Source organism: Rahnella ecdela, assembly GCF_019049625.1.
In the GTDB taxonomy this organism is placed as follows: domain Bacteria; phylum Pseudomonadota; class Gammaproteobacteria; order Enterobacterales; family Enterobacteriaceae; genus Rahnella; species Rahnella ecdela.
On the sequence record NZ_JAFMOY010000125.1, the window covers coordinates 75,746 to 91,463 of the forward strand.

General features: G+C 50.3%; 15 protein-coding genes and 1 other annotated feature. Of the genes, 7 read left to right on the forward strand and 8 right to left on the reverse strand.

All coding sequences use genetic code 11. The annotated features are described in order from the left end of the window. The first annotated feature begins 129 nt into the window (after positions 1 to 129). Together gndA and wzzB are read left to right on the forward strand one after the other, a co-directional pair. Positions 130 to 1,539: an NADP-dependent phosphogluconate dehydrogenase gene (gene gndA / locus J1784_RS12005; protein WP_217149411.1), complete on the forward strand. Its 1,410-nt coding sequence runs from the start codon at positions 130 to 132 to the stop codon at positions 1,537 to 1,539. A gap of 230 nt (positions 1,540 to 1,769) precedes the next feature. Then, positions 1,770 to 2,759: an LPS O-antigen chain length determinant protein WzzB gene (gene wzzB / locus J1784_RS12010; protein WP_217149412.1), complete on the forward strand. Its 990-nt coding sequence runs from the start codon at positions 1,770 to 1,772 to the stop codon at positions 2,757 to 2,759. Between the two features lie 78 nt (positions 2,760 to 2,837). Here the strand turns inward: wzzB and hisIE are convergent, their stop codons facing one another. From hisIE to hisG, 8 genes are read right to left on the reverse strand one after another with little or no spacing between them, the layout of a single operon-like run. Further along, positions 2,838 to 3,452, reverse strand: a complete 615-nt coding sequence (gene hisIE / locus J1784_RS12015; protein WP_217149503.1) for a bifunctional phosphoribosyl-AMP cyclohydrolase/phosphoribosyl-ATP diphosphatase HisIE — start codon at positions 3,450 to 3,452, stop codon at positions 2,838 to 2,840. A gap of 23 nt (positions 3,453 to 3,475) precedes the next feature. Further along, the gene (gene hisF, locus J1784_RS12020) at positions 3,476 to 4,249 is read right to left on the reverse strand and encodes an imidazole glycerol phosphate synthase subunit HisF (protein WP_217149413.1); all 774 of its coding nucleotides are present in this window, start codon (positions 4,247 to 4,249) and stop codon (positions 3,476 to 3,478) included. Beyond that, the gene (gene hisA / locus J1784_RS12025) at positions 4,231 to 4,968 is read right to left on the reverse strand and encodes a 1-(5-phosphoribosyl)-5-[(5-phosphoribosylamino)methylideneamino]imidazole-4-carboxamide isomerase (RefSeq protein ID WP_217149414.1); all 738 of its coding nucleotides are present in this window, start codon (positions 4,966 to 4,968) and stop codon (positions 4,231 to 4,233) included. The genes hisF and hisA overlap by 19 nt, the downstream gene beginning before the upstream one ends. Positions 4,969 to 4,973: 5 nt before the next feature. Beyond that, on the reverse strand, positions 4,974 to 5,564 hold the full coding sequence (gene hisH, locus J1784_RS12030; RefSeq protein WP_217149415.1) for an imidazole glycerol phosphate synthase subunit HisH: 591 nt from the start codon (positions 5,562 to 5,564) through the stop codon (positions 4,974 to 4,976). Then, complete coding sequence (gene hisB, locus J1784_RS12035) at positions 5,564 to 6,628, reverse strand: bifunctional histidinol-phosphatase/imidazoleglycerol-phosphate dehydratase HisB (RefSeq protein WP_238485510.1); 1,065 nt, start codon at positions 6,626 to 6,628, stop codon at positions 5,564 to 5,566. The genes hisH and hisB overlap by 1 nt, the downstream gene beginning before the upstream one ends. 14 nt (positions 6,629 to 6,642) lie before the next feature. Then, positions 6,643 to 7,776, reverse strand: a complete 1,134-nt coding sequence (gene hisC / locus J1784_RS12040; protein ID WP_217149417.1) for a histidinol-phosphate transaminase — start codon at positions 7,774 to 7,776, stop codon at positions 6,643 to 6,645. Then, entirely contained in the window at positions 7,776 to 9,089 is a 1,314-nt protein-coding gene (gene hisD, locus J1784_RS12045) for a histidinol dehydrogenase (protein ID WP_217149418.1), read from the reverse strand. The genes hisC and hisD overlap by 1 nt, the downstream gene beginning before the upstream one ends. Before the next feature lie 3 nt (positions 9,090 to 9,092). Then, the gene (gene hisG, locus J1784_RS12050) at positions 9,093 to 9,992 is read right to left on the reverse strand and encodes an ATP phosphoribosyltransferase (protein ID WP_013575087.1); all 900 of its coding nucleotides are present in this window, start codon (positions 9,990 to 9,992) and stop codon (positions 9,093 to 9,095) included. Between the two features lie 72 nt (positions 9,993 to 10,064). Further along, positions 10,065 to 10,186: a sequence feature (His leader region), on the reverse strand. A 326-nt stretch (positions 10,187 to 10,512) separates the two neighbouring features. Between hisG and J1784_RS12055 the strand changes: the two genes are divergently transcribed. The 5 genes from J1784_RS12055 to motB all read left to right on the forward strand — a co-directional run bounded on the left by J1784_RS12055 (position 10,513) and on the right by motB (position 15,714). Further along, entirely contained in the window at positions 10,513 to 11,337 is an 825-nt protein-coding gene (locus J1784_RS12055; protein WP_217149419.1) for an SDR family oxidoreductase, read from the forward strand. A gap of 1,258 nt (positions 11,338 to 12,595) precedes the next feature. Beyond that, complete coding sequence (gene flhD / locus J1784_RS12060; protein ID WP_120508226.1) at positions 12,596 to 12,940, forward strand: flagellar transcriptional regulator FlhD; 345 nt, start codon at positions 12,596 to 12,598, stop codon at positions 12,938 to 12,940. A gap of 2 nt (positions 12,941 to 12,942) precedes the next feature. Next, positions 12,943 to 13,551: a flagellar transcriptional regulator FlhC gene (flhC, locus tag J1784_RS12065; protein ID WP_217149420.1), complete on the forward strand. Its 609-nt coding sequence runs from the start codon at positions 12,943 to 12,945 to the stop codon at positions 13,549 to 13,551. Between the two features lie 178 nt (positions 13,552 to 13,729). Continuing rightward, on the forward strand, positions 13,730 to 14,620 hold the full coding sequence (gene motA, locus J1784_RS12070; RefSeq protein ID WP_217149421.1) for a flagellar motor stator protein MotA: 891 nt from the start codon (positions 13,730 to 13,732) through the stop codon (positions 14,618 to 14,620). Continuing rightward, positions 14,617 to 15,714 carry a flagellar motor protein MotB gene (gene motB, locus J1784_RS12075; RefSeq protein WP_217149422.1) on the forward strand — a complete coding sequence of 366 codons (1,098 nt, stop codon included), beginning with the start codon at positions 14,617 to 14,619 and terminating at the stop codon, positions 15,712 to 15,714. The genes motA and motB overlap by 4 nt, the downstream gene beginning before the upstream one ends. Positions 15,715 to 15,718: the final 4 nt, after the last annotated feature.

The following is a 15,718-nucleotide window of genomic DNA, read 5'->3' on the forward strand; positions in this document are numbered from 1 at the left end:
AATTTATACAATAAACGTATCTATCGCATCAATCGCTATCTCAGTAATCAGAAGCTGAGTTAACATGGGTACTACACTTGTGCTGTGGGGAGAGTCCTCACAGGTGTCACTTTCAGACAGGAGTTGCTAATGTCCAAACAACAGATCGGCGTTGTCGGTATGGCGGTCATGGGCCGTAACCTCGCGCTTAACATCGAAAGCCGTGGTTATTCCGTTTCCATTTTTAACCGTTCAGGCGACAAAACTGATGAAGTCGTTGCTGAAAATCCGGGTAAAAATCTGGTTCCGCACTACACCGTCGAAGAATTTGTTGACTCGCTGGAAAAACCTCGTCGTATCTTGCTGATGGTGAAAGCCGGTGAAGCAACTGACAAAACCATCGCATCCCTGACTCCGCACCTGGATAAAGGCGACATTCTCATCGATGGCGGCAATACCTATTATAAAGATACCATTCGCCGTAACCGCGAACTGTCCGAGCAAGGCTTTAACTTCATTGGTACCGGTGTATCCGGCGGTGAAGAGGGCGCACTGAAAGGCCCATCCATAATGCCTGGCGGGCAGAAGGAAGCGTATGCGCTGGTTGCTCCGATCCTTGAAAAAATCGCCGCCCGTGCTGATGATGGCGATGCTTGTGTTGCTTACATCGGTGCAGATGGTGCAGGTCACTACGTTAAGATGGTTCACAATGGCATCGAATACGGTGACATGCAGCTGATTGCTGAAGCATATTCTTTGCTGAAACAGTCTCTGAACCTGAACAACGAAGAGCTGGCGTCCACCTTTGCTGACTGGAACAAAGGTGAGCTGAACAGCTATCTGATCGACATCACCAAAGATATTTTCACCAAGAAAGATGAAGAAGGTAAATATCTGGTCGATGTGATTCTGGATGAAGCAGCGAATAAAGGTACCGGTAAATGGACCAGCCAGAGCTCTTTGGATCTCGGCGAGCCACTGACCCTGATCACTGAGTCTGTTTTTGCCCGTTACCTGTCTTCCCTGAAAGACCAGCGTGTTGCGGCTTCTAAAGTGTTGTCTGGCCCGGCTGTTAAACCTTTCTCTGGCGACAAAGCTGAATTCATTGAGAAAGTTCGTCGTGCTCTTTATCTCGGTAAACTCGTTTCTTACGCACAGGGCTTCTCACAGCTTAAAGCGGCTTCAGATGAGAACAACTGGGACCTGAACTACGGCGAAATCGCGAAGATCTTCCGTGCGGGTTGCATCATCCGTGCACAATTCCTGCAGAAAATTACCGATGCGTATGCTGAAAATGCTTCCATCGCGAACCTGCTGCTGGCTCCGTACTTTAAAAACATCGCTGATGAATACCAGCAAGCGCTGCGTGATGTCGTGTCCTATGCTGTTCAGAACGGTATCCCGACACCGACCTTCTCCGCTGCGATCAACTACTATGACAGCTACCGTTCAGCGGTACTGCCAGCTAACCTGATCCAGGCTCAGCGTGACTACTTCGGTGCACATACTTACAAGCGTACTGATAAAGATGGCGTATTCCATACCGAATGGTTGGATTAAGAGCACTTTTTTTCATCGGAATATAAAACGATCCTTCCGAGGGTCGTTTTTTTTACGATCTAATTGAATTACACTCGTCTTTTAAGTCAGTTCGAAGCGATAGTTTAGAACTGGATTTTTCGGCCTAATCTCATAAAAATAATGAGTTCTGAGTGAGTTTTTATTAAGAACTTGTTTATAATGCATTCATCAAACGTACGTAAAGTTGCAGAGATTATTTTAGGGCATTTATGAATCAAGATAACAATAGTATGACGACAAATTTGGCGAAAAAATCATCTGATGAAATTGATTTAATTGACCTATTCATTCAACTATGGCGTGGCAAATGGATTGTGGTTTCATTTGTGGTCATTGCCATTGTCTTCGCGGTTATTTATCTCTCTATTACGAAACAAAAATGGACTTCAGATGCAATTGTGACTTACCCAGATTCTGGCCAAATTGCAAACTACAACAACGCCATGAGCGTACTTTATAGTCAGAATCCGGCAAACGCCCCAACCGTTGTCGATGTTCAGCAACGTTTTTTCAGCCGATTTAATGCTTCAATTTCTGCTTTATCTGAACAACTTGGCAATCAGGTTGATCCGGAAAAGCTGGTTATAGCTCCGGCAGTTAAAGATCAACCGGTTCCCCTCAAAATCAGTTATACCGCGAAGACAGCTGGAGAGGCGCAAAAGACCCTCACTACTTATATACAGCAAATTAACAAGCGGGTAGTTACTGAACTTGATAATGACTTGCAGACTAGCATTAACTCTAAAATTGATGACCTGAAAGAAGACTTATCGACTCAGGAAAAAGTTGCGCAGGAAAAGAAAGACCTTCGTTTGAAAATGTTAAATCAGGCACTGCTGGTTGCCCAACAGGCCAACATTAAAGATACTTTGGTTCAGCAGGCTGAAACACTCTCCGAAGACACTCTTTTTGTTCTGGGTAGTGATGCTCTCTCTGCCACCATTAAGAATGAAGCGACGCGACCATTGCCATTGGATGCTTCATATTATCAGGCTCGTCAGACATTGTTAGCAATTAGCGCCTTAAAGTCTAAACCTGATTCAACCTACGCATTGCGTTACGTGATGAAACCTGATCTGCCTATTCATCGGGACAGCCCTAAAAAGAGCATTATTCTTGTTCTTGCTGTGCTCCTGGGCGGGATTTTAGGTTCTGGTGTAGTGTTGGCACGTAACATGATTAAAAATTACGCCCGTTAATTTATTTTTTACGGAATAACAAAAAAAGCCGCCAATGCTCTTCAGCAAAGGCGGCTTTTTTATGCCCTGAATCTGGCGTTATTTCTTATGGCGCTGACGCAAATTGTCGATAACTGCACTCAGATTTAAATCCTGATCCTGCAACAATACCAGCAGGTGATACATAAGATCTGACGCTTCGTTTTTCAGTTCAAAGCGGTCATTGACCGTGGCGGCCAGTGCGGTTTCAACGCCTTCTTCACCGACTTTCTGCGCGATACGTTTGGTGCCGCTGGCATACAGTTTGGCGGTATATGAACTTTCCGGATCGGCTGTTTTGCGTGAAGCCAGCAGTTCTTCCAGCTGATATAAAAACGCCCAGTCGGTTTCGGCAGGGTGGAAGCAGCTGTTATTGCCTTTATGACAGGTTGGACCCACCGGATTGACCAGTACCAGCAGCGTGTCATTATCACAGTCTGGCGTGATGCTGACCACATTCAGGTAGTTTTCTGATGTTTCGCCTTTGGTCCACAGACGCTCTTTGGTACGCGAATAGAATGTCACTTTACCGGAAGACTGGGTAATGCTCAGCGCTTCCTGATTCATATAACCGAGCATCAGTACTTCACCCGACACCGCGTGCTGGATGATGGCTGGCATCAGGTTGTCCACTTTTGCCCAGTCCAGCTGGTTAATCTGTTCGCCGGTCAGCAGACCGGTTTTTACATCCTGATTACTCACAAGCGGATCTCCACGCCATTTTCAGCTAAGTAGCTTTTCAGCTCGCCAATATTAATAATTTGTTTGTGGAACACGGAAGCGGCCAGTGCGCCGTCAACTCTTGCTTCACTAAAGGCATCGAGGAAGTGCTGCATTGTGCCCGCGCCGCCAGAGGCAATCAGCGGAACATGGCACACTTCGCGGATCATCTTCAGTTGCGCAAGGTCGTAACCGTTACGCACGCCATCCTGATTCATCATGTTCAGTACAATTTCACCTGCGCCGCGTTCCTGCACTTCCTTCACCCAGTCAATTGTCTGCCAGGTGGTGACCTTGGTTCGCACTTCGTCGCCGGTAAACTGATGCACCTGATAGGTGCCTGTCGCAGCATCGTGCCAGGTATCAATGCCAACAACGATACACTGTACACCATACCGGTCGGCGAGGCGGCTGATCAATGTTGGGTCGGCCAGCGCCGGGGAGTTGATAGAAATCTTATCTGCGCCGAACTGTAAAATCTGACTGGCATCTTCCAGGCTCTTAATCCCGCCCGCCACACAGAAGGGGATATCAATGACTTCCGCCACGCGCGAAACCCAGCTTTTGTCCACGACACGTCCGTCGCTTGACGCCGTAATATCATAAAACACCAGTTCGTCCGCGCCTTCCTCGGCATAACGCTTCGCTAATGGCACGATGTCACCGATGATTTCGTGATTGCGGAACTGCACGCCTTTCACAACCTGACCGTCTTTAACGTCGAGGCAGGGGATTATCCGTTTTGCCAGCATGAAATTGCCTCCGTCGCAGTAAATTTACCGTCGAGCAATGCGCGCCCGACAATTACACCTTTTACGCCGCTGTCGCGTAATGCCGCAATATCATCCAAAGAACCGATCCCACCAGAAGCCTGGAAAGCCACCTGCGGATAACGTGCTGTGACTTCGCGATAAAGCTCAACGTTAGAACCCGCCAGCGTGCCGTCACGTGAAATGTCTGTACAGAGCACATGCTTCAGGCCGAACGGCAGATATTGATCGACGATTTCTTCCAGCGTGGCGTTGGAGTTTTCCTGCCAGCCACTGATGGCCACATTTTTGGTGCCTTCAGCGTCAATGCGCACATCCAGTGCAAGAACCAGCGCATCGGAGCCGAAACGGCTGAACCAGCCCTGTACGGTTTGCGGATCTTTTACCGCTGTTGACCCGACCACAACGCGGGTCGCACCGGCGCTGAGTAACGCTTCAACGTCTTGTTCGGTGCGGATACCGCCACCGACCTGCACAGGCACAGAAACCCCGGCCAGTAATTTGGTCAGCAAAGGGATCTGGCGTGCGGCCGGATCTTTTGCGCCAGTCAGATCCACCAGATGCAAAACCTGTGCGCCTTGTTGCTGATAATCCTGCAACCGTGGCAGCGGATCATTGCCGTAATCACGTTGCTGACCGTAATCGCCCTGATGCAAACGCACCACGCTGCCTTCGATCAAATCTAAAGCGGGAATAATCATCCTGTTTACATCTCCAGAAAATTTTTCAGCAACTGTGCGCCAGCGGCACCGGAGCGCTCGGGATGAAACTGCACGCCGAAGAAGTTGTCTTTTTGCACGGCGGCGCTGAAAGGCTCACCGTAAAGTGTCTGCGCGATGGTGTTTTCGCATACCGGCATGGCAAATCCATGAACAAAATAGAAGTATGCATTTTCATTAATACCGCGGAAAAGGTGGCTGTCGGCATTGGCGATAACCTGATTCCAGCCCATGTGCGGCAGGGGTAAACCCATATCCTGCATGCGTTTTACCGGTGTTTCGATAATACCCAGCGTATCAATCCCGCCATTTTCTTCACTCGAAGACGCCAGCAACTGCATGCCCAGACAAATACCCAGCACCGGTTGTGTGCAGGCTTTGATGAGTTCGATCAGCTCGCGTTGTTCGAGTTGTTCCATTGCCGCCTGCGCGGTGCCGACGCCTGGCAGAAATAACTTGTCAGCCTGCAAAACAATTTCCGCTTCACGGCTCACCGTCGGCTCGTAGCCCAGACGTTGCACCGCGTACTTCACGGAAGAGAGGTTGGCGCAGCCGGTATCAAGGATAACGACATTCATCACAGCACTCCTTTCGAACTCGGCAGGGTGTTGCCTTCCACGCGAATGGCCTGACGCAGCGTGCGGCCAAAGACTTTAAACAGGCTTTCGACACGGTGGTGATCGTTCTTGCCTTTGGTGCGCAGGTGCAGGGTACAGGCCATCGCGTAAGACAGAGAACGGAAGAAGTGCTCGACCATTTCCGTGCTCAGGTCGCCGACGCGCTGATAGTTAAATTCGGCTTTATATTCCAGGTGCGGACGGCCTGAGATATCCAGCGCACAACGTGCCAGACATTCATCCATTGGCAGTACGAAACCGAAACGCCCGATGCCGCGCTTATCGCCCAGCGCTTTATTCAGCGCTTCGCCTAATGCCAGTGCGGTGTCTTCGACAGTGTGGTGATCGTCGATATATAAATCGCCTTTCACTTCGATGTTCATACGAAAACCGCCGTGAGTCGCAATCTGATCCAGCATGTGGTCGAAAAAACCAACGCCGGTGCGGATTTTGCTTTCGCCTTCGCGATCCAGCCAGACATCCACATCAATCGCTGTTTCACGCGTTACGCGGTTCACTTTTGCATGACGGTCACGTTTAGTCAGCTGATCAGCAATTGCAGCCCAGTTCAGTGTATCGCGCTGATAACGCAGCCCGGCGATGCCCATATTCGCCGCCAGTTGAATATCGGTGTCACGATCGCCAATCACATAGCTGTTAGCCGTATCCAGCACGCCGCTTTCCAGATAACCGGCGACCAGTTTGGTTTTAGGCTTACGGCAATCGCAGTGATCGGCCGGAAGGTGCGGGCAGATCAGCACTTCATCAAAAACGATGCCCTGAGAGGTCAGGATTTGCATCATCAGGTTGTGCGGCGGGTCGAAGGTTTCCTGCGGGAAACTGGCGGTACCCAGGCCGTCCTGATTGGTGATCATCACCAGTTTGAAACCTGCATTTTGCAGCGCCAGCAGCGCCGGAATAACGCCCGGCTCGAGAGCCAGTTTATCCAGACGATCCACCTGGAAATCTTCCGGTGGCTCAGAAATCAATGTACCGTCGCGGTCGATAAACAGTGTTTTTTGCAATAACGGGCTCTGGCTCACATGTGCTCCTTGCGGGGGCTATTTTGATTATCATTGATGGTCGTGGCATTTGCGCCCGGCAATGATTGCAGTGCATCAGTCACACGTTGCAATTCATTGCGCGTACCAATCGTAATTCGCAGGCAGCCGGAAAGCCCCGGTTGCTTGTTCTGGTCACGCAGGATAATGCCCTGATCCCAGAGGTTTTTAAATACTGAACTTGAAGCGGTGAAGCGGACCAGCACGTAGTTCGTGTCGCTGGCAAAGGCCTCTTCAACACAGCCGCATTTTTCCAGTTCTGCCAGCAACCATTCGCGGTTCTCAGTCACTTCGGCCACGCGCTGGCGCATAACGGCCAGTCCTTCCGGGCTCAGCGCCTGTGCGGCGATATCGGCAACCGGCGTAGATAAAGGATAAGGCGCAATGACTTTCATTAATAAAGCAATCAGTTCACTGTTAGCGAGCGTAAAGCCGCAACGTAAACCGGCAAGCGCAAAGGCTTTGGACAGCGTGCGCAAAATGGCCAGGTGTGGATATTCCTGCAACCAGCCGGAAACCGTTGCCTGCGGGCAGAATTCGATATACGCCTCATCAACCGCCACAATGGCGCGACCACGGGTCATTTCCAGAACGGCGCGGATTTCATCCGGGTCAATGATATTACCGGTCGGGTTATTCGGGCTGCACACATACACCAGTTTCACGCCGTCAAGGGCGGCTTCAATGGCAGGAATATCCAGAGACCAGTCGGCTTTCGCGGCCACCGTGCGGCCTTCAACGCCAATGGTTTCGGCACTGACGCTGTACATCCCGTAAGTTGGTGGACAATAAAGGATGGCATCTTTGCCCGGCTCGCAGAATGCGCGGATTAAAAGTTCGATACCTTCATCTGCGCCGCGGCTGACCAGCACCTGCTCCGGGTCCACCCCGGCATATGCCGCGTAACGGTTGATGACCAGCGCAGGCTGACATTCCGGATAACGGTTAAAAGTCTGCTGCGTCAGTTCAAACTGTGGCGCGATGGCATATTCGTTGGCATTGAGCCAGACATCGCCGTTCCCACCCAGACGACGAGCGGACTGATAAGGCGTCAGCTCCTGCACATTTTTACGGGCCAGCGACTGAACGCTGAAGTTGTTTTCGTTGCTCATCAGCGTTGCTCCTTCAAGGCATTCACGCGCAAAGTCACGGCATTCTTGTGGGCGGTCAGTTGTTCAGCCTGCGCCAGCGTTTCAATGGTATTCGCCAGACCCAGCAAACCTTCAGGCGTTAATTGCTGAACGGTCATACGTTTCTGGAAATCGGCCAGACCGAGGCTGGAACAGGTCGCGGTGTAACCGTAAGTCGGTAATACGTGGTTGGTTCCGGAGGCATAGTCACCTGCGGATTCCGGAGACCAGTCACCGAGAAATACTGAACCGGCACTCGTAATAATGTCGACTAGTGCTTCCGGCTCACGGGTTTGCAGAATTAAGTGCTCCGGCCCGTAGGCATTGCTGATTTCGATACATTGCGCGATGTCTTTCGCCACAATCAGGCGACTGCTCGCCAGTGCCTGACGGGCAATCTCGCTGCGGGATAATGTTTGCAGTTGACGTTCAACCGCTTCGCCAACGGCCTGCGCCATCTTCAAATCAGGTGTCAGCAAAATCACCTGTGAATCGGGGCCGTGTTCAGCCTGGGAAAGCAAATCAGAGGCCACAAAGTCAGGTGTTGCGCCGCTGTCGGCAATCACCAGCACTTCTGATGGACCGGCTGGCATATCAATCGCCGCGCCGTCCAGACTCTGACTGACCTGACGTTTAGCCTCGGTCACATAGGCATTGCCCGGTCCGAAGATTTTTGCCACACGCGGTACGGTTTCTGTGCCAAAAGCCAGCGCCGCAATCGCCTGCGCACCGCCAAGCTGATAAACCTCTTCCACGCCGCAAAGTTGCGCGGCATACAGAATTTCATCGGCAATCGGGGGCGGGGAACACAGCACCACTTTCTGGCATCCGGCGATACGCGCAGGTGTGGCTAACATTAATACGGTCGATACCAGCGGAGCCGAACCGCCCGGAATATACAGTCCCACTGACTGAATAGGGCGGGTCAGTTGCTGACAACGCACACCCGGCTGAGTTTCGATATCCACCACCGCCAGTTTTTGCGCCTGGTGGAAGGTATCAATATTACGTACGGCATGCGCCATCGCCTGTTTAACGTCATCGCCTAAACGCGCGGATGCTGCCTCGATTTGCTGTGCAGTGACGCGCAACTCCTGAACTTCAGTCTTATCAAAGCGGGCGCAAAATTCGCGCAGCGCACTGTCACCTTCACTGCGCACGCGGCGCAGAATTTCACTGACAGATTCGGTGATACGGTCGGACGCCGAAATTGCCGGGCGTGTCAGCAGCTCGCGACGCTGTTGTTCGTCGCATTGCTGCCAGTCAATCGGGGTAGTGAACGCGTCAGGCTTCATGGCTTACTCCATCATTTTTTCGATTGGCAGAACCAGAATGGAGCTGGCGCCCAGCGCTTTCAGTTTCTCCATGGTTTCCCAGAACAGAGTTTCGCTGCTGACCATATGCATGGCCACGCGTTGCTGATCGCCTGCCAGCGGCAGAATAGTCGGACGTTCGGCACCCGGCAGCAGGGCAACGATTTCATCCAGACGCTCACTTGGCGCGTGCAACATGATGTATTTGGATTCACGAGCCTGAATAACACCCTGAATACGGGTCATCATTTTGTCGATCAGCAGTTGTTTCTCTTGCGGCATTTCGCCGTCGCGCTGGATCAGACAAGCTTTGGAGCGGTAAATGACTTCCACTTCGCGCAGGCCGTTGGCTTCCAGCGTTGCGCCGGTAGACACCAGATCACAAATCGCATCAGACAAACCGGCACGCGGCGCGACTTCGACAGAACCGTTCAGCAGGCAGGATTTGAAATCAACGCCTTTTTTATCGAGGTATTGCTTGAGCAGGTGCGGATAAGAGGTGGCGATACGCGCGTTTTGCAGACTTTGCGGACCCGTATATTCTGTGTCCAGCGGAGTCGCCAGCGACAGACGGCAGCCGCCGAAATCCAGCCGACGCAGCGTGAAGTAACGCGGGTCTTCGCCTTGTGCGCGACGGCTCAGCAACTCTTCTTCCAGCACGTTTTCGCCGATAATACCCAGATCAACTACGCCATCCATCACCAGTCCCGGAATATCGTCATCACGTACGCGCAAAATATCGATGGGCATGTTTTCAGCGAAAGCGATCAGGCGCTGTTCCTGCAGATTGATTTTAATGCCACAACGCGCCAGTAATTCGCGTGATTCATCGCTCAGGCGACCCGATTTCTGCATTGCTATCCGTAAACGTGTTTTATCCAGCATGATGACCTCAGTTTCTCAATTATTTATATAAATCGTTTTGTTTAAAATTCTTTAACTTCAATCCGTCAGGCCAAAAAAAAGCCCCCGGAAGAAATCTTCCGGGGGCTATCTTTACGTTCTGCGCCACTGGAAGATCTAAACAGTCTCCCAGCACCAACCGCCTGAAAGACTAGTCAGGGTGATGGTGATGATGGTGGTTAATCAGAACGTTTGTCATGTCAGTATCTCAATCGGGTGATTTAAATGCCGCGTGATTCACGTTTGAATCATTCGCAGCACATATCAAATTCGTTGCCAATAAAACTAAACTATCGGGCGGCAGCAGCGCAACCTTTTTTTCGGATGATGAGTTTTTCTTATCAGCGGCAGGGGTTTCATCTATGAATTGAATAATCTGTTAACAGACACAAAGAAAACCTTACGCTGACTGAACGGGGAAAAGGCGACATTTGCTAGTATAAAGGAAGATATCAGCAGTTGGTGACGTGATGCCAAATGCCTTGAAAAAACGGAGCGAAGTATGAAGAAGGTTTCGATTATCGGACTGGGCTGGCTGGGAATGCCGCTGGCGATGGCGCTGGCTTCAAAAGGTTATGATGTAGTGGGCAGCAAAACGACGCTGGATGGTGTGGATGCGGCAAGGATGGTGGGGATCGAATGTTTCCCGCTGGTTTTCACACCAGAAATGGAATGTGAAGCGGAAGACCTCGACCGTCTGCTGAATGTTGATGCTCTGATCATCACTCTGCCTGCGCGACGTACCGTCGAGGGAAGTGAACTTTATTTCCAGGCAGTGCAGCTTTTAACGGACAGCGCGCTGGCACATAACGTGAAGCGGATTATTTTCACCAGTTCGACGTCAGTTTATGGCGAAGCGGAAGGCACTGTGCGTGAAGATTCACCTCTGGAGCCGGTGACGACGAGCGGCAAGGTCCTCAAAGAGCTGGAGAACTGGTTCCACGGATTGCCCAATACTTCTGTGGACGTGCTGCGTCTGGCGGGTCTGGTGGGCGGAGACCGTCATCCTGGCCGTTTCATGGCGGGTAAAACACAGGTGAAAGGCGGAAAGCACGGTGTCAATCTGGTACATCAGGATGATGTTGTGGCGGCAATCACTTTACTGCTTAGCCGGCCAAAAGGGGGGCATACCTTCAACTTATGCGCGCCGAAGCATCCGGCTAAAGCCGATTTCTATCCGGCACTGGCGAGACAGATGGGGCTGCAACCGCCAACATTTGCTGAAGAAGCGTCAGCAGGAAAGGGCAAAATCGTGGAGGGTGAGCGGATCTGTAAAGAACTCGGTTTTGAGTATCAGTATCCGGACCCGCAAACTATGCCTTTTTAATCGTTAAACGGTTTTTGGACAATAATAAGTTATGGCCTGCCTGAAATATCAGCAGGCCTTTTTTATTTTGGTGTATTAACGTTCAATGAGATATCAAATTACTTTGAGTGAAAGTAATCACTGTCCAAAAGTATCCTGGAAGCTTATTTCAGGAATAAGAGAATTTAATGACCTTCACTTTCGCAGGTTTTTCTCTTATACCTAAAACCCTCTGCGCAAAAGATGTGTTTTATTCGTATTTTGTGCGTAAAAGCGGGTGAGTATTGCTGGTTAGGTAATAAAAATCCTATTCTTGAGCTTTTAATTTACGCTTGCACCACACAAACCACTTTTTTAACGCCAATCATTAAAGTTTTCATGAAGAGTTGCCGATACGTAAGCACGGCAAAAATCCGCTGTTTCATCACTTATCCTTATCAATCCGCTCAGATGACGGGATGTCTCCTTTCGTGCTGTAATAAATTATTACAATCATTTTCTTTTTACTTTTGAAACCACGTGGTTGCTCACGATTTCGAAACAATCCGCACTTATTTTAAACACAATTCCTTAAGACAACACCCCGAAAGGCCCCGCCCTGACTGGGTTGTGCATAATTAGCACAATGATCATGCTATTGGAAATTGGCAGCATAAAAAACTGCATGAACTATGATTAATTACTGCGTGTGCTAATCATTTGGCTTTAGGTGGTCTTTGTACAAAATGATCTAAAAAAGGCGAAAAAAGACAGTTTGAAGACAGCTTTTTAGACGGTTTTTTACTTTTGACTTAAATTTACGCAAATCCTCACGATAAATTGCACTTTTGGAGTCAAAATAAATCTTAAAAGTGTGATGCGCGTCACACTTTATTCAAAATTCGTTCACGACAAGATTGTATGTGTAAAGGGAACGGGGTTAGAGTTGCGTCGTAGTAAGATTATTCCTAATAATGTATGTAAAAGCGTTTCACTGAACGACACGCCATCACAGCAACGGACCCTGCCAGTACATCAAAACTAAAGTGTTTTACTAATACTTAGCAGTGCAATTGTCACAATTAATTTAGTTTACATCAGGAACAACTTTGTATTGGCGGTGAAGTAAATACCGCGGGATAAATCTAATTGTCATCGTGAGATTTATTAAACAGCCAATGATCCAATTGTTTTGATAGTAAAAAATACTCCAGTCACGCCGGGTAAAACTCTCGCTGCATGGAATATGTCTATCAATCAGCCACCTTTAAAAGTGGCATCGGTAATGGGGTAGAACAGAATGTCCGAATTGCTTAAGCACATATATGATATCAACCTGTCATATTTACTGTTGGCGCAGCGTTTGATTAACGACGAAAAAGCCTCAGCGATGTTCCGGTTGGGAATTGATGACGTAATGGCCGAGACACTTGGCCAGCTCACGTTGCCGCAAATGGTGAAACTAGCTGAAACGAACCAGCTTTTGTGCCAGTTCCGCTTTGATGACAGCAAAACAATAGAACGCCTGACACAGGAATCTCGAGTGGATGACTTGCAGCAAATCCATACCGGTATTCTGTTGTCCAGCCATTTGCTTAAAGGTCTGGCTGCGAAAGATAGCGGCGCGATGAAGAAAAGGGCGTAGCTATGTCTGGGAAAGATGGGACAACCAAACCGGCAGAAAAAAGTATCGTTCAGGAAGCACGCGACATTCAGCTTGCCATGGAATTGATTACGCTGGGTGCCAGATTGCAGATGCTGGAAAGCGAAACGCAGTTAAGTCGTGGCCGACTGATCAGACTATACAAAGAACTGCGGGGAAGTCCTCCGCCGAAAGGAATGTTACCGTTCTCCACCGACTGGTTTATGACCTGGGAACAAAACATTCATTCTTCCATGTTTTACAACGCGTACTCTTTCCTTTTAAAGAGCGGGCATTGTAATGGGGTGGAAGCGGTGATTAAAGCTTACCGTCTGTATCTTGAACAATGTCCGGAACAGCCAGGTGAAGCGCCGATCCTCGCGCTGACACGTGCGTGGACACTGGTGCGTTTTGTCGACAGCGGCATGTTGCAGCTCTCAGCCTGTAACTGCTGTGATGGTTCATTTATTACCCATGCACACCAGCCTCGTCACGGGTTTGTGTGCAGTCTTTGCCAGCCCCCATCCCGAGCAGTAAAAAAACGTAAACTTTCCCCGCAGGTTGCCGATATAACATCTCAAGAGCTGGACGAACAGGTCAAGCGCGCTGTCTGAGATGGTTGGGTTGCAGTATGTCTTTCTGAGCGGTGGTGACACCGCTCATCAATTTCCCCCCGAACATCTCAGTCATTATCTGACATCTTTTATGCACGTTTTAGCTGCATAAAATTTGCCTGAAACATGGTGTCGCGCTTTTCCTCGCCCTAAAACCACATCGAATTAAGGATTCATCGTGCTAGTGATAATAGGTTACATCGTGGTGTTGGGCTCAGTGTTCGGCGGTTTCATGCTCGTCGGCGGTGAACTGGGCGCGTTATACCAACCCGCAGAATTACTCATCATCGCCGGTGCAGGCATCGGTGCCTTTTTCGTAGGTAACAACGGTAAAGCGATTAAATCCACACTGCGCGCGCTGCCTCAGCTGTTCCGCGTATCTAAATACAACAAAGCGCTGTATATGGATTTGATGGCGTTGCTGTACAGGTTGCTGGCGAAATCACGCCAACAGGGGATGCTGTCGCTGGAAAATGACATCGACAATCCCAACGAAAGCGACATTTTCGCTAATTATCCGCGCATCCTTGCCGATAAACATTTAGTCGAATATCTGACGGATTACCTGCGCCTGATGGTGAGCGGCAACATGAATGCTTTTGAAATTGAAGCATTGATGGATGAGGAAATCGAAACTTACGAGCACGAAAGCGAAGTCCCTGCTAACAGCCTGGCGCTGGTCGGTGATTCACTGCCTGCCTTCGGCATTGTCGCGGCGGTCATGGGTATCGTTCATACCCTGGCCGCGGCGGATCGTCCGGCAGCAGAGCTGGGTGCGCTGATTGCGCATGCGATGGTCGGAACCTTCCTCGGTATCCTTCTGGCGTACGGTTTTATTTCTCCGCTGGCCAGCGTTCTGCGCCAGAAAAGCGCGGAAAACGCCAAGATGATGCAGTGCATCAAAGTGACATTGCTCTCAAGCATCAATGGCTATGCGCCACAAATTGCCGTCGAGTTTGGCCGTAAGACGTTGTACACCTCTGAGCGTCCTTCCTTTATCGAACTGGAGGAGCACGTTCGCCAGGTTAAGTCACCGGGCCAGAAACAAACTGAAGAAGAAAAAGTATGAAGCATCAGAGCCATCCAATCGTTGTTGTCCGCAAGAAAAAGAGCAAGCACGGCGGAGGGCATCACGGCGGTTCGTGGAAGATTGCTTACGCTGACTTTATGACAGCGATGATGGCTTTCTTCCTGGTGATGTGGCTGATTTCGATCTCCAGCCCTAAAGAACTGGTGCAAATTGCCGAATACTTTCGTACACCGCTGGCGGTGGCGATAACCGGCGGGCCGCGCAGCAGTGACGCGACCAGCCCGATCCCGGGCGGCGGGGAAGACCCGACCGTGCAGGACGGGGAAGTGCACAAAATGGATCAGTCGCAGGGCGAGAGCAAGCGCGAGGCCGGTGATTTACAGCGATTGCAGCAGAAACTGGAAGACATGCTGGCATCCGACCCGCGGCTGAAAGATTTGCGTCCGCATCTGATGATCAACCTGACGGAACAGGGTTTGCGCATCCAGATTATTGATAGCAAAAATCGTCCGATGTTCCAGCTGGGCAGCGCGATTGTCGAGCCGTATATGCGCGATATTCTGCGGGCTATCGGGCCGGTGCTGGATGATTTTCCAAACAAAATCAGTCTTGCGGGCCATACGGATGATATGCCGTATGCACAGGGCGAACGCGGCTACAGCAACTGGGAACTTTCGACAGATCGCGCGAATGCCTCACGTCGTGAAATGATAATCGGCGGACTCAGCGAAGGCAAAGTTCTGCGCGTGATGGGTATGGGTTCCACCATGCAGTTGAAAAACCATCCGGCGGGCGACGCGATTAACCGGCGTATCAGCATTTTAGTTCTGAACAGACATGCTGAAGAAGCCATTGAACGTGAAAACAGCGAGGGCGAAGCGATCACTATCAGTGACGCAGGCGAACTGCAAAGAGCTGTGCCGGGGCGTCAGACGGAACCTGCGCTGGCGCCAAAAATGAGCCCGGCTCCGGCTGCGCCAGCAGTACCAGATTCATCAGCAGCACCAGCACCAATACAGGCACCATCAATACCCGGGATTGAGACGCAGACGCCAGTGACACCATCGGCAGGCGCTCAACCTGCGACGGCAGCTCCGGCTGTCGCGGCAGGCACGGCACCTGCGACACATTAACAAG